This is a genomic window from Actinomycetota bacterium, assembly GCA_030776725.1.
Taxonomy (GTDB): domain Bacteria; phylum Actinomycetota; class Nitriliruptoria; order Nitriliruptorales; family JAHWKO01; genus JAHWKW01.
In genome coordinates, this window is sequence record JALYHG010000256.1 from 1 (window position 1) to 18,043 (window position 18,043).

At 71.3% G+C, this 18,043-nt stretch carries 17 protein-coding genes; 7 read left to right on the plus strand and 10 right to left on the minus strand.

Annotated features, from left to right (window positions below):
- A partial coding sequence (locus tag M3N57_12395; GenBank protein ID MDP9023469.1) for a hypothetical protein occupies positions 1-307 on the plus strand: 307 nt, incomplete at its 5' end.
- Position 308: 1 nt separating this feature from the next.
- Here the strand turns inward: M3N57_12395 and M3N57_12400 are convergent.
- The 6 genes from M3N57_12400 to M3N57_12425 form a co-directional block, all read right to left on the minus strand.
- Positions 309-1,256 carry a zf-HC2 domain-containing protein gene (locus tag M3N57_12400; protein ID MDP9023470.1) on the minus strand — a complete coding sequence of 316 codons (948 nt, stop codon included), beginning with the start codon at positions 1,254-1,256 and terminating at the stop codon, positions 309-311.
- Between the two features lie 53 nt (positions 1,257-1,309).
- Entirely contained in the window at positions 1,310-1,915 is a 606-nt protein-coding gene (locus tag M3N57_12405; GenBank protein ID MDP9023471.1) for a sigma-70 family RNA polymerase sigma factor, read from the minus strand.
- Positions 1,912-3,036 (minus strand): protein kinase, encoded by a 1,125-nt coding sequence (locus M3N57_12410; GenBank protein MDP9023472.1) that lies wholly within the window; start codon positions 3,034-3,036, stop codon positions 1,912-1,914. Before M3N57_12410 ends, M3N57_12405 begins: the two co-directional genes overlap by 4 nt.
- Before the next feature lie 134 nt (positions 3,037-3,170).
- On the minus strand, positions 3,171-3,545 hold the full coding sequence (locus tag M3N57_12415; protein ID MDP9023473.1) for a hypothetical protein: 375 nt from the start codon (positions 3,543-3,545) through the stop codon (positions 3,171-3,173).
- A gap of 165 nt (positions 3,546-3,710) precedes the next feature.
- Entirely contained in the window at positions 3,711-5,816 is a 2,106-nt protein-coding gene (locus tag M3N57_12420; GenBank protein MDP9023474.1) for a DUF6049 family protein, read from the minus strand.
- Between the two features lie 4 nt (positions 5,817-5,820).
- Positions 5,821-6,303: an NUDIX hydrolase gene (locus tag M3N57_12425; GenBank protein MDP9023475.1), complete on the minus strand. Its 483-nt coding sequence runs from the start codon at positions 6,301-6,303 to the stop codon at positions 5,821-5,823.
- Positions 6,304-6,375: 72 nt separating this feature from the next.
- Here M3N57_12425 and dtd point away from each other — a divergent pair, with 72 nt between their 5' ends.
- The 5 genes from dtd to M3N57_12450 all read left to right on the plus strand — a co-directional run bounded on the left by dtd (position 6,376) and on the right by M3N57_12450 (position 13,610).
- Complete coding sequence (dtd, locus tag M3N57_12430) at positions 6,376-6,813, plus strand: D-aminoacyl-tRNA deacylase (GenBank protein MDP9023476.1); 438 nt, start codon at positions 6,376-6,378, stop codon at positions 6,811-6,813.
- Positions 6,814-6,916: 103 nt separating this feature from the next.
- Positions 6,917-7,996, plus strand: coding sequence for a PilT/PilU family type 4a pilus ATPase (locus M3N57_12435; protein ID MDP9023477.1), 1,080 nt, complete (start codon positions 6,917-6,919; stop codon positions 7,994-7,996).
- A gap of 130 nt (positions 7,997-8,126) precedes the next feature.
- Positions 8,127-9,401: an NAD(P)/FAD-dependent oxidoreductase gene (locus M3N57_12440; protein MDP9023478.1), complete on the plus strand. Its 1,275-nt coding sequence runs from the start codon at positions 8,127-8,129 to the stop codon at positions 9,399-9,401.
- Positions 9,402-9,426: 25 nt separating this feature from the next.
- A complete protein-coding gene (locus tag M3N57_12445) occupies positions 9,427-10,842 on the plus strand; it encodes a CCA tRNA nucleotidyltransferase (GenBank protein ID MDP9023479.1) in 1,416 nt (471 codons plus the stop codon).
- Between the two features lie 56 nt (positions 10,843-10,898).
- Positions 10,899-13,610 carry a diguanylate cyclase gene (locus M3N57_12450; GenBank protein ID MDP9023480.1) on the plus strand — a complete coding sequence of 904 codons (2,712 nt, stop codon included), beginning with the start codon at positions 10,899-10,901 and terminating at the stop codon, positions 13,608-13,610.
- Between the two features lie 39 nt (positions 13,611-13,649).
- Here M3N57_12450 and M3N57_12455 read toward each other — a convergent pair whose 3' ends face one another.
- Positions 13,650-14,078, minus strand: a complete 429-nt coding sequence (locus M3N57_12455; GenBank protein ID MDP9023481.1) for a S26 family signal peptidase — start codon at positions 14,076-14,078, stop codon at positions 13,650-13,652.
- Positions 14,079-14,189: 111 nt separating this feature from the next.
- Between M3N57_12455 and sodN the strand changes: the two genes are divergently transcribed.
- On the plus strand, positions 14,190-14,624 hold the full coding sequence (sodN, locus tag M3N57_12460) for a superoxide dismutase, Ni (protein ID MDP9023482.1): 435 nt from the start codon (positions 14,190-14,192) through the stop codon (positions 14,622-14,624).
- Between the two features lie 52 nt (positions 14,625-14,676).
- Here the strand turns inward: sodN and M3N57_12465 are convergent, their stop codons facing one another.
- The 3 genes from M3N57_12465 to M3N57_12475 form a co-directional block, all read right to left on the minus strand.
- Positions 14,677-16,047: an MFS transporter gene (locus tag M3N57_12465; protein ID MDP9023483.1), complete on the minus strand. Its 1,371-nt coding sequence runs from the start codon at positions 16,045-16,047 to the stop codon at positions 14,677-14,679.
- Between the two features lie 91 nt (positions 16,048-16,138).
- Positions 16,139-17,302, minus strand: coding sequence for an inositol-3-phosphate synthase (locus M3N57_12470; GenBank protein ID MDP9023484.1), 1,164 nt, complete (start codon positions 17,300-17,302; stop codon positions 16,139-16,141).
- Positions 17,303-17,357: 55 nt separating this feature from the next.
- The coding region (locus tag M3N57_12475; GenBank protein MDP9023485.1) for a PadR family transcriptional regulator at positions 17,358-18,043 on the minus strand (686 nt) is incomplete at its 5' end.

The following is an 18,043-nucleotide window of genomic DNA, read 5'->3' on the forward strand; positions in this document are numbered from 1 at the left end:
GGTCAAGGCGGGAGCCGCTGGGGTGGCAGCCGCGGCCGCCGGAGGAGTGCTCCTGGCGGCGTTCATCGCGGGCACGCGCGGTTGGTTCACGCTGATCGCCAGCGGCTTCCTGGGCTACGGGATCGCAAGGCTGGTCGACCGGGCCGGGGAGCGCAACCGGGCGACAGCCTTCCGGGTGGCGGCGATCGCGTTCGCGGTGGCGTCGGTCGCGGTGGCGTGGTTGCTGTTGGGCCAGCTGCTGCCCGGGGGGATCCACGTCCTGACCTACCTGGCTGCTGCCTACGGCGCCTGGGTCGTGTACCGCTAGATCAGCCGGTGCGGTCGTACTGGCTGAAGCTCAACACCTGGCAGTCGGAGCGGGCGACGGCCCACACCTCGACCCGGCGGTACGTCCCGGCGTTGGGATCCTCGGCGGCGAACGCGTAGACGATCGCCGGTTCGCCGCGGTAGCGGGCCACCTCGACGTACACCGGGACGACCGGGGTGCGGGCCGACTGGAGGATCTCAGGCAGGCAGCGGCGGACGTCGTCGGCTGCGGCGCCCACGCGCTGACGCAGCAGGTCGTCGGCCGACAGCGCGCCCTGCGATTGCGCCTGTTCGCGGACCGCGCCGTCGTTGATACGGTCGTCGTCCCGTCCCGCGGCGGCGTTGGCCCGATCCTTAGCCGACAGCGACTCAGCCCGCATGTCGGCGGCCCCCGCCAACTGAGCCTGGAGTCGGTCGGCGTACGTCGCCGCCTCGTCGGGGCCCAGCCCGGGCGGGATCACCGTGCGGATGTCGACGTTGACGGCGAGCCGTTGCAGCTCGAGGTCGGAGTAGTCGTTGCGGGTCTCGATGACCGGGACGTCCAAGCCCGGGCGTCCCTCTGCGGCCGGTGCGGCCTGGTCGGGTGCGCGACCGGCCCCGCCTCGTAGGAGCCAGCCGGCACCGACCCCCACGACGACGATCAGCGACGCGGCCGCAGCCGCGACGCCCAGCGTCCGCCACGGCGCGCGGCGGCGACGGGCATCGGCGAGTTCGTCGTCGTGCGTCCGTTGGCGTGCGACCTCGGCGGCCACGACCTCACGCAGGTGGTCATCGAACCCGGGCGGGGGCGTGACCTCACCCATCGAGTCGAGCGCTCGTTGCACGCGGCGGATCGACTCGAGCGTGTCGCGCAAGGCCGGGTCGCGGGCGAGGTCGGCCTCGACGGCCGCACGCTCGTCCGCGTCGAGCTCACCTGCCAGGTAGGCGGAGAGCCGCTCGCCGGTCTCCACGGATCCTCCGTCGGTCGTCACTGGTCCGAGGTCGTCACGGGCACGTCGGTTCCCTACGTCTCGAGCTGGTCGGCGAGGAGGTCGGCCAGCCGGGCCCGGGCTCGGTGGACCCGGCTCTTGACCGTGCCGATCGGCAGGTCGGCGACACCGGCCGCTTCCACGTAGGTCAAGCCCTCGATCGCGACGAGGATGAGCAGAGTGCGACTGACCTCGTCGAGCTGCAACAGCGCCCGCTGCACGACCGCCCCGGTGTCGGCCGCGATCACGGCGTCGTCGTGCTCGGATGCTGTGGCGTCGACCACGTCGGGGACGTCCGCCACAGGGATGCTGGGCCGACGGGCCCGCTTGCGGGCCAGGTCGTTGCAGGCGTTGATCGCCACGCGGTACACCCACGTCGACAGCTTGCTGTTCGCGGAGAACGTCGCCGCTCGGCGCGCGATCGCGACGAACGTGTCCTGCGTGGCGTCCTGGGCGTCGGCGTGGTTGGCGAAGTAGCGGAAGCCGATCGCGTAGACGCGGCGGCTGTAGCGGTCCATCAGCTCCGAGAACGCCTGATCGCGGTCGCGCCCGGCGACGTACGACGCCAGGACGTCCTCGTCGGTTGCGGCGCGGAGAGCTCCCGGACCGTGGACCGCCTGCGGGCTCGTCTCGGCGGTCACGCGTCCGGCGCGGGGAAGGGGTGTGACGACCGAGCGGTCGACGTGTTCAGAGCTTCCGACTCAACGACCGGCACGCCGGCAGGATCGTCGCGGAGCGCCTGGGTGGCCAGCAGCGCGATCAGGGCCAGCACCACACCGCCGACGAAGGCGGCCAGCCAGCGCCGGCGCGTGTCGGGGCGGGCCAGGCTCGGCACGGCAGCGACGTCGCCGCGTTCCCTCCCGCCGCCGGTGGGCAGCGGACGCCCGCCGACCAGCGTCGCGGTGAGCTCGGCCGGGCGCGTGTGCACCAGCGGTGCAAGTGCCGCGGCCACGGCGTTGCCGTCGACGTAGCGTCGGTCGGGGTCGCGCCGCGTGCAGGTGACCACCACACGGTCCAGGGCCCGCGGCACGTCCGCGCGCACCGTCCGGGGCGGGGGCAGCTCGCGCGACAGACGCGCCGCGGCGGTGGCGGTCGGCGTGTCACCCTGGAAGGCCGGCTCGCCGGTGAGGCACTCGTACAGGACGACGCCCATGGCGTAGACGTCGGCGCGCGCGTCGACCTCGTGCCCCGCGAGCTGCTCCGGAGCGAGGTACGCCGCGGTCCCGATCACCGTCCCGGGGCGTGTCAGGGTGTCGTCGCGGCTGCCGAGCGCCTTGGCGATCCCGAAGTCGGTGACCTTCGCCAGTCCGTCCTGGGTGAGCAGGATGTTGGCCGGCTTGACGTCACGGTGGACGAAGCCGCGCTCGTGCGCCTCCCCCAGCGCCAGCGCCACCTGCTCGCCGAGGGCGGCGACCACCAAGGGGTCCAGCCCCCGGTCCTCCTGGATGACGTCCCGCAGCGCTGGCCCGTCGACGTACTCCATCACCAGGTAGACCAGGTCATCCTCCTGGCCGGTGTCGTAGATGGCGACGGCATTGGGGTGGATGACCTGCGCGGCGGCCTGCGCCTCGCGGCGGAAGCGTTCGACGGTGATGGCATCGCCGGCGAGGTGCGGATGCAGCAGCTTCACCGCGACCGAGCGGTCGAGGACGGTGTCATGGGCACGCCACACGATCGCGACCCCGCCGGTGGCGATCGGCTCCTCCAGCTGGTAGCGGCCCGCCACGATCCGGGCGACCCCTGGCCACGTCGGTCCGCTCACGCGCCGCCGGCCCCCCGCCGTGCCGGTTGTGTCCGACGCGGGCGGTGCCAGCGGGGCGACGGGCGCGTCGAAGTCCGTCCCACCCGTGATGGTCGGCTGGTCGTGGACCGAGGGACCCGTGGGTTCGTCGGGGGTCATAGCTGCAGTGGCCGTTGCCAGGTGGCGGTCCGGGTCGTCAGGCTGTCGAACCAGCCGATGTCATCCAGGACGACCGTGTCAGCGGTCCGCCGCACCACGACCGTCACCGTCTGTTCGGCGATGTTGAACTCGACGAGTTCGGCGCCACGGTCGGCAGCCTCCTGTTGCGCCGCGTCCGCTGCCGCGGAACGATCCCGCCCGGCTTCCGCGTAGGCGCGGGCGGCCGCCCGTGCGATCTCCTGAGCGGCATCCTCGACCGTGACGGCGTTGAGGCCGGTCGCCACCGCCTCGTACCCGACGAAAGCCAGGACGGCCATGATCACAACGAGTTGTCCGAGCCAGCCGGTGACGATCCCTCCGGTCTCGCGCACTCAAGGACCTCGCTGCCTCGTTGCCGTCCGTCGCCGCGATCGCCACCCGTGCGTGGCGCATCGCAACGCCACGGTGGGACCCGCCGGTCAGTGGCCAAGAGTACGTCGGTCGGGGCGCACAGGGAAGGGCTGGTGTGTCGCTCACAGCCCTGGCGGGTCGATGCGTCAACCGCTGGGTTCCCGGGTGCGTTCTGGGACCACCGCGAGCTGTGGCCGGTGGGGCCGCAGACGACCGTACAGCCACCAGGCGAAGAGGAACAAGAAGAAGCCGCCGAGCGTGAGGAACGTGCTCCCGCTGATCGCGGTGGACTGCACCGCGATCGTGGCGTTGGCGAGCTCGAGCCAGGGACTGCCCTCCGGGTCGATCGCGCCGGGGGTCTTGACCCGCACCTGGACCGGGATCCGCCCGGCAGCCTGGGCGGTGACCGGGATGGAGATCGTCTGGTGACCGCCTTCTGGGAGCGTCACCAAGCGGGCGTCGCCGCGTGGGAAGGCCAGCTTCGCCGACGCGTCGAACTCGATCACCACGCGGATCGGCTCGCCGGCCGGGCGGCTGACCGTCACCGGGATGACCTGCTCATCACGGCCGGTGAGCGTGACTGATGTGCTGGCGGGGATCCGGATCTGGCCTGCTCCCGCATCGAGCGCAGCGTCGACCGCCTCGACCATCGCCCGGGCACGGTCAGGCCGGTCGGGCAGCCACCACGTCGATGCGGTGCGAAGCAACGTCAGCTCCAGCTCATCCCAGGTCCGGCCCGCGACATGGTCGCTCTCGATCGCGTCGCGCAGAGCTGTCAGGCGGTGGCGGGTGGTCTCGATCTCGCGCGCGACGCCGGGTGGAACGGCTTGGCCAGCGTCGCCCAGACCGCTGACGGTGCTGCGACCCTCGGCCTCGGCTACCAGGTCGTCGAGGCCGACGGGTCGCAGCCACGAGGCCGCGGCGAGCGCGTCGAGGAGCGCGGCCGGGAACCGCGGGTGCGGATCCCAGCCGGGTGGAGGCAGCAGCACAAGGCCCCGGCTGGCCTTCCGGGGGAACTCGAAGTAGACCATGGCGGTCTCCGCCACGATGCGCTGCACCGCCGTTGCCGTGCCGTGGTCCTCGGGCAGATCAGCCAGCAGGTCCGCGAGCCACGGGTCGGCGACGACCGAACGCATCGCGACCCCTCCCACACGTAGCTCGTACAGCGCAGTCGGCGTCGCGTCGGGGAGATCACCACCGGGTAGCTGATCCCAGTACAGGACCAGGGTCTCGATCCCGGATGGTTCGAGGACGTCCACCACCGTGGCCCGGTCGACGGGGACCGTTGCCCAGAACGCGTCGGGGAGCGGGCCGCGGCCGACGGCCGAGTGCAGACGCCCCGATGCCTGCGACAGCGTCCGCGCCGCTTCCAGGTCCAGGCCCTGCGCGAGGAGGTCGGCCAAGCGCGCGTCGGCGTACGCGCCGACCACGGGCGGGGGTCCCTCGCCGACCGCCGCGGTCAGGCGCTGCAGTGCCGCAGCGGCGTGCTGCGCCGGTGGATCGTCGGGTTCGACGGGTTCCTTCTGCCCGGTGACCCGGAAGCCGTCAGCGCGGTCCCCGAGATCCTCTGCGACGTGTGCAGCGGTGAACACCTGCACCACCGGGTCGGCGCGGCCGTCGACCGCCACTAGGAGGCGGTCCAGTCGTCCCCCCGGGACGACCTCCTCGGCCACGCCAGCAGCGTACGTCCCGTCGGGTCCGCGCCACGGGCGGGCGTCGAGCGGCCACCCGATGAGGGTGAGAAGCGGCAGATCGGGTTCTCGGGTGAGCACCACCGCTGCGGTGGTGGCGCTGTGCAGCTGCTGTGTCCCCTGCTCGACCGACACCCGGACCGGGTACACCCCTGGACGCGCGGACCAGCCGATGCGGGAGGCTGGCAGGTCCACCGCCACCGCCCCCACCGCGCCCGGTGCCAGTTCGGACCCGCCGGCCAGCCGGAGCCGGTCGGATTCGAGCAGGCGGGTCGGTCGCTTGCCCTGGTCGAGCGCCGCGTGCAGCTGCGCACGGAAGCGGACCCGATCGAACACCTCCACCACGACCGTGAGGTTGTCGGCCGACTCGTCACCGCGGTTCTCGTCGAGCGCACGCATCGTCAGGTCGGCGCCGCCGCTGTCCGCATCGCGGGTGTCGAGGATCCCGTCGAAGGCCGAGACCACCAGACGGACATCGGGGTCGTCCACGTCCTGCGCGGCCGACGTGGCCGCCAGCGCCGACCAGACGGCGACCAGAACGACGAGGGCAGCTGCCCTCACGCGATCATCGTCGGCCGGTGCCGGACTCGTCTCCGGCGGCGGTCGGCAGCGCCGTGCCGCGGACCTTCTTGACCAGGTTGCGCTCGTTGCGGTGGGCCAGCCGGACCAGAGCGACCTCCAAGGGGACCCACTCGACCGACTCCGCCTCGTCGTCGGTCTCGCCGGGTGGCGAGCCGTCGGTCTCCATCAGGAAGTAATGCACGAACTTGTGGTAGCGGACCTCGTCGGGGCGCCAGACGAACCAGTAGTCGATCGTTCCGAGCTCGTCCAGGATGCGGGGGGAGTAGCCGGTCTCCTCCCGGACCTCGCGGACGGCCGCCTGCGCGTGGGTCTCGCCGTCCTCCACGCGACCCTTGGGCAGGGTCCACTGTGGTTTGCCGGCCGCGTTGCGGTGGGCGATCAGCAGAACCCAGCGACGGCCATCGTCGCGGTCGTCGACCACGACGCCTCCTGCGGAGACGGCGCGTTTCGTAGGGAACCGTGCCATGTCACGCAGCGTAGCGGCCCAGCGATACCGGCCACGATCGCGGCCCTCGTCGCATCTTCTAGCGTTCGGCGCATGCGGGTCGTCGTGCAACGGGTCACCCACGCGGAGGTCGCGGTCGACGACGACGTGGTCGGGGCGATCGGCCAGGGGCTGCTGGCGTTCGTGGGCGTCACCCACGAAGACGACGACGCGGCGGCCGACCGGATGGCCGACAAGCTGTGGCACCTGAGGATCCTCGCTGACGACGACGGCCGGATGAACCGCTCGCTGTCGCAGGTCGGCGGCGCTGTCCTGGTCGTGAGCCAGTTCACCTTGTACGGCGACACGAGCCGGGGGCGGCGACCGTCGTGGGTCGACGCGGCACCGCCTGGACAAGCCGAGCCGCTGGTCGACCGCGTCGCCGAGCGACTCGCCGCGCTCGGCGTCCGGGTCGCGACCGGGCGGTTCGGGGCGCACATGGCCGTCCGGCTGGTCAACGACGGTCCGGTCACCCTCGTGCTCGACACCTGAGGCCGTTGGCGCGAGCCGTGGTCGTTGCGAGCCAGACGTAAAGGCGGCGGCCATCGCTGTCGAGAACCGGATTCGAACCGCGTCTGGCACCGGGAGACCGTCTGTGAACGTCCACGACTACCTCATGCAGCTCGTCGAGAAGAACGGCTCGGACCTGCACATGAAGGCCGGCGGGCCGGCGTTCGTCCGAGTGGACGGCGACCTCAAGCCGCTGGCCAACCTCCCCCCGTTGTCCCCGGCCGACACCGAAGGGTTCGCGTACGCGCTGATGGACGACCGGGTTGCCCAGCACTTCGCGGACACGAACGAGGCCGACTTCGCCTACTCCTACGCGGGCGTGGGGCGCTTCCGGGTGAACGCCTTCCGCCAGCGCGGCTCGGTCGGGGTCGTGATGCGCCGGGTCCTGCCTGGTGCCCCCGACTTCGACGCCCTCGGCCTGCCTCCCGCCGTGCGCAAACTCTCCGAGGAGCACCGCGGACTGGTCCTGGTCACCGGGCCGACCGGGTCGGGCAAGACGACCACCACCGCGGCGATGATCGGCCACATCAACCGCACCCGACGCTGCCACATCGTGTCGATCGAGGACCCCATCGAGGTGATGCACCGCGACGAGCTGGCGATCGTCGACCAGCGGGAGGTCGGCGTTGACACCGCCACGTTCGGCTCGGCGCTGCGTGGCGTCGCCCGCCAGGATCCCGACGTGATCTTCATCGGAGAGATGCGCGACGTTGAGACGGTGCTGGCCGCACTGCAGTCCGCCGAGACCGGGCACCTGGTGATCTCGACGTTGCACACCACCGATGCGCGCGAGACGGTCAACCGCATCATCGACCTGTTCCCGCCGCACCAGCAGCACCAGGCGCGCCTGTCGCTGGCCAACTCGCTGAAGGGCGTGGTGTCCCAGCGGCTCCTGCCACGGGCTACCGGTGAGGGACGGATCGCCGCTGTGGAGGTCCTGGTCATGACGGCTCGGATCTTCGAGTTCATCATCGACCCCGACCAGACCGAGCAGATCATCGACGCGATCGCCGACGGCAAGTACTACGGCATGCAGTCGTTCGACCAGCACCTGCTCGAGCTCTACCGGACCGGTGACATCACCCTGCGGGACGCCCTGGCCGCAGCGACCTCCCCGCACGACCTCCGCGTCTCGGTGCGTGCAGCCGGCCTCGCGGTCGGGTAACCGTCCGCGCGGCCGGGTCGGGCCGTACCCGACACCGCATCGACTCACTGCGACCACCGTTGGGGCGGCGGGCGCGACATCCATTTGGCGACGACCGCCTGCGGTGGCTTGAGTGGGGACCGTGGAACGCGTGGTCATCGTCGGTGCGGGCTTCGCCGGCCTGCGGGCCGCCCAGGATCTGGTCGGCAGACCCGTCCACGCCACGGTGGTCGACCGGCACAACTACCACCTGTTCCAGCCGCTGCTGTACCAGGTCGCCACGGCCGGTCTCGAACCACAGGCGATCGCCAAATCCGTCCGCGGGATCTTCCATGGGGAGCCCAACATCACCTTCCGGCTGGCGAGCGCCACCGGAGTGGACTGGGACCGCCAGGAGCTGATCGTCGATGCGGGCGATCCGCTGCCGTTCGACTGGCTGATCCTCGCGGCCGGTGCGACCAGCGACACCTTCGGTATCGACGGGGTGCGCGAGCACACCTACCCGCTGAAGACGTTGGACGACGCGGTGAACCTCCGAGACCACATCCTGACGACGTTCGAACGCGTCGACGTCGACCCGTCGCTGATCGAGGACGGCGCCCTGACGTTCGTGGTGGTCGGCGCTGGCCCGACCGGCGTGGAACTGTCCGGGGCGTTCGTGGAGCTCCTCGACCACGTCCTGGAACGGGACTTCCCCGGCGTCGACGTTCGTCGGGCCCGCATCCTGCTGGTGGAGGCCCTCCCGAACGTCCTGAGCGGCTTCAACGAGCGCGCCCAGGACTACGCCCGCCGCACGCTCGCCGACCGCGGTGTCGAGGTGCTGCTGGGAACCCCGCTGAAGGCGGTCGACGAGTCGGGGATCGTGCTCGGCGACGGGACGCGCATCCCCACGCGGACGGTGGTGTGGGCGGCGGGGGTCCGCGCCCACACCCTCGCCGACGCGCTGGGTCTCCCGCAGGCCTCCGGACACCGCATCGTGGTGAGCGACGACCTGTCGGTCCCCCAACACCCCAACGTCTTCGCGGTCGGCGACATCGCCGCGGCGACGGGCCCCGACGGGGAGCTGTACCCCCAGATCGCGCCGGTCGCGATGCAGCAGGCCAGCCACGCCGTCCGCCAGATCGCCCGTCGTCGTGCGGGCCTCTCCACGCGGACGTTCCGCTACACCGACAAGGGCATCATGGCGACCGTCGGTCGGAACGCGGCCGTGGCCCAGGTGCCCCACGGGCCGACCCTGACCGGTCCGGTCGCATGGGTCGTGTGGCTCGGGGCGCACCTGCTGTTCCTCGTCGGGTACCGCAACCGAGCGGTGGTCCTGCTCAACTGGCTGTACAACTACGTCACCTACGATCGTGCCGCCCGGCTGATCATCCGCGGGGAGACCCCGCCCCGCCGCACCGCGGGGGACGAGGCCGGCCGCCCCTGATCGCCCCCAGTAGCCTGGCCCACCCATGACCGAGCACGCGTTCCGCGACGAGCAGGCCGCCCTGCGCAACCTCCTCGACGTCCATCCCCAGGCGCGTGAGCTGGGCAAGGTGTTCGCTGACGCAGGGCACGAGCTGTACCTGGTCGGCGGCACGGTCCGCGACACCCTCCTGCCCGACCGTCCCGAGCCTGACCTGGACTTCGCGACCTCGGCGCGGCCCGACCAGACCGAGGAGATCCTGCGGGGTTGGGCGGACCACGTGTGGGACATCGGCGCCCGCTTCGGAACCATCTCCGCGCAGAAGGATGGCCGCGTGGTGGAGGTCACCACGTTCCGCTCCGACCGGTACGAACCCGGATCGCGCCACCCGGAGGTCACGTTCGGACACTCGATCGAGCAGGACCTGGCGCGGCGCGACTTCACCATCAACGCGATGGCGATCCGCGTCCCCGACTTCTCCTTCCTCGATCCCTACGGGGGGTTGCGTGATCTCCGCGTCGGGGTCCTGCGCACCCCGATCGATCCTGCGCGGTCGTTCGGCGACGACCCGCTGCGGATGTTCCGGCTGGCTCGGTTCGCGGCCGTGCTCGGGGTCCGCCCCGAGCCGGCGACCGAAGCAGCTGCCCGCCGGATGGCGGCGGAGATCATCACCGTGTCCGCCGAACGGATCCGCGACGAGCTGGACAAGTTGCTGGTCGGCGACCATCCCGGCGTCGGGCTGGACCTGCTGGTGCGCACCAGGCTCGCGGAGCACGTCCTGCCCGAGGTCGCGCTGCTGACCACGTGCGTCGACCCACAGCACCGGCACAAGGACGTGTACGCCCACACCCTGGCGGTGGTGGACAACTGCCGCCCTGACCGCACGCTGCGGCTCGCCGCGCTCCTGCACGACATCGGCAAGCCACAGACCCGGCGGATCCACCCCGACGGGACGGTGACCTTCCACCACCATGAGGTCGAAGGCGCCCGCATGGCCCGTGAACGGCTCCGGGCGTTGCGCTACGACAAGCAGACCATCAACGACGTGAGCAACCTGGTGTTCCTGCACCTGCGCTTCCACACGTACAAGATGGGGTGGACGGACAGCGCGGTGCGCCGCTACGTGCGCGACGCCGGGGACCTGCTGGAGCTCCTCAACGATCTGACTCGAGCCGATGTCACGACCGCCAACGAACGCAAGCGGGCACGGATCATGCGCCGCATGGACGACCTCGAGCGGCGGATCGCGGAGCTGCGCGAGCGGGAGGAGCTGGAGAAGGTCCGTCCAGCCCTCGATGGGCACCAGATCATGGGCCACCTGGGGATCCGGCCAGGACCGTTGGTGGGTGAGGCGTGGAACCACCTGCTGGAGCTCCGCCTCGAGCGGGGACCGATGAGCGAGGACGAGGCCTACACAGCGCTCGACGAGTGGTGGGCTGAGCGCACCCGCGACGCGTCCTGACGGTGACGTCCGCCGGCGCGTTTCAGCCGGCCGCATCGGCGTCCGATACCCAACCGATGGATGTGGAGACGATGTCGCCGCGTGCGGTGACGGCCGACACCCGACACCAGGCCACGCCGGTGTGGACGGTCCTCGTGCCGGCTGTGACCGGCGCGGCCGCGCTGCTGCTGCCTGCGGTGCACGCGCTCGTCGTCGCCCTCGCCCTGGCAGTCGGCGCGTTGGTGTCCCGCCGGTACCCGCAACGGCAACTCGCCGCGGCGGCGGCACTCGCCGGCGGGGTCGTGGCTGCCGTCGCTGCCCGTGCGGCCTTGACGGCACGGATCGGCCCTGCCGGACCTGCATCCCTGGAAGGGATCCTGCCGTTGGCCGGTGCGGCCGTTGCGCTGGTGCTCGCCTGGCAGCTGGTCGGCGCCATCGCTGACCGGACCCTGCGCGCTCCCGTCGGTGGGGAGGTGTGGCCGACCACGCGGAAGGCGCGCTGGGTCCATGACGCCGCGCTCGCCGCGTCGGCCGTCGTCGTGGCCGTGCTGTGGCACGTCTTCCCGCTGCTGGCGTTGGCTGCGGTCTTCCCGCTGTTCGCAGGCGCGCGTATCGTTGACGATCATGGCGGCCGCGGGGGGGTCGCGGTCGACCGCGTCACCGGGCTCCCCACGGCCGGGGCGATCCGGGCGGTCCTGTCCGAGGAAGCGGCCCGCGCCCGGCGGTTCGACCGCAGTTTGGTCCTGCTCGTTGTGGAGCTCGACCAGATCGGGGACCACAAGCGGAAGGTCGGTCAGCCGGTCCGACAAGCCCTGATGCGGGCGGTCGCGGCCCACTTGCAGGCAGTCAGCCGCGAGTACGACGTGGTGGGCCGGCTGTCCGGTGACGAGTTCGTCGTCCTGTGCCCCGAAGCCGATGTGGTCGGGGCACGCGCCGTCGCCGAGCGGATCCGGGCCGGGCTCGCGGCGCAGCCCTTCCGGACCGGTGCGGCGGAGGCGCCCGTGGCCGTGACGGCATCCGTGGGGCTGGCCATGTTCCCCGACGACAGCGACGATCTCGATGAGCTGTTCGTCGAGGCGGAGCTCGCCGCCTCCTACGCCCGTTCTCAGGGTGGTGACCGGGTCTGCCTGGCGGCACGTCTGCCCGACGAGTTCCGTGGCGCGGTGGCCTGCGACGCGGACGCGTACCGGTTCGTCGGGGCGGTTCCGGCCGCTCCCGCCGCCGAGCCGCTACCGGCGCCGGGGGCCGACGGCGACGGGGAGGTGGCACCGGACCGGCTGGTGAAGGTGGCCAGCGAGCCGCTGGCGCACGCCAAGCCCAGCACCGACCGGCTGCTGGGTGCGGTGGGCGTGGCGGCGGCCATGGCCGTGGCGGTTGGCGTCGTCGCGGGTCCGGCGCCCAGTCACTGGGGCGCCGTGCTGGTGTTCGCGGCGCTGGCGGTCGGTGCCGAGTGGTTCTCGGCTTCCGTGTACGGACGGTCCAGCTCGTCGTGGTCTGCTGTCCCGCTCGTGGCGTTCGCGGCGGTGGCCACGTCCCCCGTCGAGGTTGCACTGGCATGCGTCGTGGCGGGCATCGGTGGCGGGGCGCTCCGCGGCACGCGCGTGCGGCAAGCGGCGTTCAACGTCGCCGTCTTGGTGCTGTCGGGGCTGTCGTCGTTCGCGACCGTGCAGCTGCTGACCGCGGTCGATGTGCATGCCACCGGGTCGCTGCTCGAGGCGCTGATCGTCGGGCTCGTCGCCGGTCCCGCGTTCTTCGTCGTCAACGTCTGGCTGGTCGCCACCGCGGTGGCCGCTTCGGGTCGCGCGTCCGTGTGGGACGTGTGGCGCGAGGACCTGTTGTGGCTCGTTCCCCACCAGCTGGGCATGGGCGCGCTCGCGGGGGCGTCAGCGCTGGTGTACCACCTGATCGGGGCCGAGGGGGCGCTGTTGCTGTCGCTGCCCGCGGTCGGGCTGCACCTGGCCCAGCGCCAGTTCCTCAACCGGACCCGTCAGAACGTGGTCCGCCTCCGCCAACTCAACGATGACCTGTCGGACGCCAACACGAGGACTGTGCGCGTCAACGAACGACTCACCGATGCTCTCGGACAGGTCAACGCCGGTTACCTGGCGACGGTGGAGTCCCTGGCTGCCGCGGTCGACGCCAAGGACACCTACACCGGCAGCCACATCGACAGGGTCGAGGCGTACGGGCGGCTCCTGCTCCAGCTGATCGATCCCGAGCTGCGCGACGACGAGCAGATGCTGTGGGGGTTCCGCCTGCACGACGTCGGGAAGATCGGCGTCCCCGATTCGATCCTGTTGAAGCCGGGCCCGCTCGACGACCACGAGTGGACCGTGATGCGCCGCCACCCCGAGATCGGCGCGCAGATCATCGAAGCCGCACCGTTCCTGCAGGGTGCGCGCGACATCGTCTTGCATCACCACGAGCGGTGGGACGGTGGCGGTTACCCCCGCGGGCTGGGCGGACAGGCCATCCCGTTCGGGGCGCGGCTGTTCTCGCTGGTGGACGCCTTCGATGCGATGACCTCCGACCGTCCCTACCGCAGCGCCATGTCGATCGACCAGGCTCTGGAGGAGCTGCGCCGCAACAGCGGCACCCAGTTCGATCCGGAGATGATCGAGGGGATGTTGCAGCTGCCCACGACCAGCCTGGAAGAGGTTCCCCTCCAGGTGGCCTCACGTCGCCACGCGACGCGACGGCTCGCCGCTGGAGGCCTGCTGCTGCCGATCACCGCCGACGTCTACGACGCGCTCGACGAGGCCGCGCCCGTCCACGTCATCGCCCGCTGAGACCAACGCTCGAGTCCTCCACTGCAAACTGCGCCGTCGTCACCCGGGTGACCGCGGCCCACCGCCGGTCGGCCGCCTCCGGGTCATGCGCCCCGGAGGCAGCAGCCGCAGCAGAACGCGCCGTACGACCAGCGCGGCGGGTACGGCCCCGTAGTGTCGCGAGTCGGTCGAGCGGCCACGGTGGTCGCCCGCCACGGCGACGTGACCGGGTGGCACGGGCGCCGGGCCTCCCGGCAGGTCCGCCACGTCACCCGCCAGCGCCACGATCCGCTTGACGGTCAGGCGCTCACGTGCCCGGGGGTCGCGCACGACGACGACGTCGCCGACCGCGAGCCGGTCGGAGGCCGGGACGGTCAACACCAGCTGACCCGCCCTCAGCGTGGGTTCCATGCTCGCCCCGCTCACGCGCCGGGCCGCCTCGCTCACCCACCGCAGCGCCGCCCACGAGACGGCCAGTGCGACGACCACGCGTCGTACGGTCGTCCACCCGTCATCCGGCTGGCCCATCACCGGCTCCGTTAGGGTCGGCCTGTGCCCCACTATCCCGACGGCCCGCTCCTGTTGCGAAAGGACCACCACATGTGGACGTTCCTGGGGAAGCTCCACCCGCTCCGCCCGGTGCGCATCGTCCACGCGCACTGCGACATCCCCTGTGGGATCTACGATCCCGAGCAGGCCAGGATCGAGGCCGAGTCCTGCCTGAACATCATCCAGAAGTACCACGACTCTGACGACGAACTGTTCCGCGACCGCTGCAACTTCATCAAGGAGGAACGGGCCGAGCTGGCCAAGAACCACATCAGCGTGCTGTGGACCGACTGGTACAAGCCCGAGAAGATGGGCGCGGAGATGCATCAGACCTTCAAGGAGGCCGTCGTGTGCTGCTCCAGCGTCAAGCGCAGCAACGACGAAGGCAACGCCCGCCAGCTCCTCGACCTGATCAACCAGATCGACGAGTTCTGGAAGAAGAACAACGGCCCGGCGGAGACCCGCCTCGCTGGCCGTCCCGGCTGAGGCAACACACCGTCGCGGACGTCGAGGCCCCGCTGCGGCGGGGCCTCCACGATCAGGCGGGCTGGGTGCCCTGTCCAGGTCGCTCCCCGTCCAAGGCCCGCTCTGCCTCGTCCCAGGTCTCCACGTCGACCGGGGGTGGCATCGCGGTCAGCCATCGCCGGGCCCCAACCGCCAGGACGAGCGACGCCAGCCCCGTCCCCAGGAGCACCGGCTCGGCGCGGGACGCGTCGGGCAACGAGACCGCCGTGACGATGGCGCCACCGAGGAAACCCAGGTTGTAGAGCACGTCGTAGGCGGCGAACACCCGTCCTCGGAAACGGTCGGGGAGGGCGCTCTGCACCAACGTGTCGCCGGGGATCTTGGCCATAGAGAACGCGACACCCAGCGCCAGGTTCACCGTGTACAGCGCCCACTCGCGTAAGCCGGGGGTGAACACCAGCAGCGCCACCCCTCCCAGGACCAGCGACAGGTTCAGCGACGTCTCGGGCGCCAAACCACGTCGGTCGGCGCTGGCCACGAGGGCCGCACCCGCGCCGGCACCGACCCCGAACAGCGCCAGGACGACGGCGATCTGTGCCGGCCCTGCGCCGAGCAGGTTGCGGAAGACCAGTAGCGCCGCGATGGTCGCGATCGCGGTGAGGAACCGCAACGCCGCGAGCGTCACGATCGGCGCCCAGGCGCGCCGTGTCCCGGCGATCCGACGGATCCCATCGGCCAGCTCCTCCCACGCGCGTCGGATCTCGTGGTGCAGTGGGGGGAGCTCCCGATCGAGGTCGGGACCGAGGAGGCGAACCGGGAGAGTGGCGGCCGCCATCACGCTCAACAGGAACAGCCCGCCAGCCACGACCACGGCGGCCTGCGGCCCGCCGCTGTCCTCGCCGACGACCGCCGCGATCACCCCGCCGCCGGCGGCGCCGGCCAGCGCGACGATCGCCCCGCCGATCGCTGCCACGGCGTTCGCGGCAGTCAGCGCCTCACCCGGCACCACCTTGGGCAGGACCGCCCCCACCGTCGCGAGGAAGAACCGGTTGATCGACAGGACGAGGACGACCGCGGCCAAGAACGCCGACTGCCCCACCGCGTCCAGGCGCACCAGCGGCAGCGCCACCACGACGACCGCTACCCGGACGATGTTGGCCCAGATCAGGATCCGCTGACGCCGCCAGCGGTCGATCACCACACCGGCGAACGGCCCGACAACCGAGAACGGCAGCGTGGTGACCGCCAGGATCACGGCCACCTCCGCCCCGCTGGTGGCCTCGGTCGGGCTGAGGGTGAACAGCAGGAGCGACGCTGCGCCCAGCTGGAACATCCCGTCGCCGGCCTGCGATGGCCAGCGCACCGCCAGGAGCCGGACGAAACCGCCGAGCCGGAACAGATCCCGCACGCGATGCTCGGCGGGCGACGAGGCCGGAGCAGTCACCGTTACGAGCCTAGGTGCGCCGCTTCGCGCCGCTGAGGCACGAGCCTGGGAGCGCCCGTCGCGTCGCGAGGCGACGGGCGTCGGGGAGTCTTCAGGTCGCGGTGATCTCGGGGAGGGCCTCCTGCAGCTCTGTGGCCAACGCTTCCTCGTCAACCGGCGCGGCGACGAACTCCTCGACCATGCGGCGGGCGACCTCGTCGCGGTACTGCACCGGCGGGCTCTTCATGAAGTACGCGCTGGCGGACAGCAACGGCCCGCCGACGCCCCGGTCGAGTGCGACCTTGGCGCACCGGACCGCGTCGATCACGACCCCGGCCGAGTTCGGAGAGTCCCAGACCTCGAGCTTCAGCTCGGCTGTCAGAGGCACGTCGCCAAACGCTCGGCCCTCCATCCGGATGTAGGCCCACTTGCGGTCCTCCAGCCACGGCACGTGGTCGGAGGGCCCGATGTGGATGCTGTCGCGCGGCAGTTCGGACTCCAGCTGCGACGTCACCGACTGCGTCTTGGAGATCTTCTTGGACTCCAGCCGCTCGCGTTCGAGCATGTTCTTGAAGTCCATGTTGCCGCCGAAGTTGAGCTGGTAGGTCCGGTCGACCGTGACGCCGCGGTCCTCGAACAGTTTGGCGAGCAGGCGGTGGGTGATCGTCGCCCCGACCTGGCTCTTGATGTCGTCGCCCACGATCGGCAAGCCCGCGTCGGCGAACCGCCGCGCCCACTCCCGATCGGACGCGATGAACACGGGCAGACAGTTGACGAACGCGGCACCCGCCTCCAGCGCCTGTTCGGCGTACCACCGCGCCGCTTGCTCGGAGCCCACCGGCAGGTAGCAGACGACCACGTCGGCGGCGGCGGCACGCAGCGTCGCGGCCACGTCGACGGGGGCGCCGGGCGCCTCGTCGATCTCCTGGTGGTAGTACCGGCCGAGGCCGTCGAGCGACGGCCCGCGCAGCACCTCCACGTCCAGCGGTGGGACGTCGGAGAAGCGCATCGTGTTGTTCGGCGGCGCGACGATCGCCTCGGCGAGGTCGTGGCCGACCTTCTTGGCGTCGACGTCGAACGCCGCCACGAACTGCACGTCACTGACGTGGTACCCCCCGAACACGACGTGCATCAGACCGGGGACGGTCTCCTCCGGTGGTGCGTCGCGGTAGTAGTGGACGCCCTGCACAAGCGAGCTCGCGCAGTTGCCGACACCGATGATCGCGACCCGGATCGGGCGCTCGCTGCGCCGGCCCGGCGGGGTGTTCTCGGTCATCGTTCCCTCGCTTGTGCGGGTGCCGGCGGGGACGCCAGCGGCTGATCCGACGCGATCACGGGCGACTCCGGGCCGGAGCCCGGCCATCGGCGTGGCGCTCCGCCGGCGGCTCGCCGCGTTCCGCGGACGGTGGTGACGGTGGTTGGGTGGCGTGGTCGCCCTCGTCGTCGCTGGACGGCTGACGTCTGTCGGCGTCGGCGGCCAACTGTCGCTTCTCGGCGGCGATGAGCTCGTCGAGCCAGGCGATGTCCGAGGCGGTGGCTTCCATGCCGTGTCGCAGCAACGACAGCGTGTAGCCGTCGATGCGGTCCTGCTCGTCACGCATCGAGCGGCGCAGGTCGGCCAGCTTGTCCTGCAGGTCGGCCTTGCGGCGCTCCAGCAGCCGCAGCCGGATCTCCGGCTTGACGTAGCGGAAGAAGGCGAACCGCAACGGGAACTTCTCCTCCTCCCACGTGGTCGACGCCTTGTCCTCGATCAACTCCAGGAACTCGCGACGGCCGGCTTCGGTGATCCGGTACACGTTCTTGCTGCGGCGGGTGTCGTCCTCGTTGAACACCGGCTCGATCGACCCGCGCTGCTCCAGCCGCTTCAGTGCCGGGTACAGCGAGCCGTACGACACCGGCCAGAAGTGGCCGAGCTTCTGCGTGAGCTGCTTCTTGAGCTCGTAGCCGTGCATGGCCTTCTCCTGGAGGAGCCCCAGGATGGCCAGCTCGAGCATCGGATGTCCGTAACGTCGATCGC

Coding starts and splice junctions, on each gene's coding strand:
- M3N57_12425 (MDP9023475.1), bottom strand. CDS start 6,303: ATGGCACGGTTCCCTACGAAACGCGCCGTCTCCGCAGGAGGCGTCGTG.
- dtd (MDP9023476.1), top strand. CDS start 6,376: ATGCGGGTCGTCGTGCAACGGGTCACCCACGCGGAGGTCGCGGTCGAC.
- M3N57_12445 (MDP9023479.1), top strand. CDS start 9,427: ATGACCGAGCACGCGTTCCGCGACGAGCAGGCCGCCCTGCGCAACCTC.
- M3N57_12450 (MDP9023480.1), top strand. CDS start 10,899: ATGGATGTGGAGACGATGTCGCCGCGTGCGGTGACGGCCGACACCCGA.
- sodN (MDP9023482.1), top strand. CDS start 14,190: ATGTGGACGTTCCTGGGGAAGCTCCACCCGCTCCGCCCGGTGCGCATC.
- M3N57_12470 (MDP9023484.1), bottom strand. CDS start 17,302: ATGACCGAGAACACCCCGCCGGGCCGGCGCAGCGAGCGCCCGATCCGG.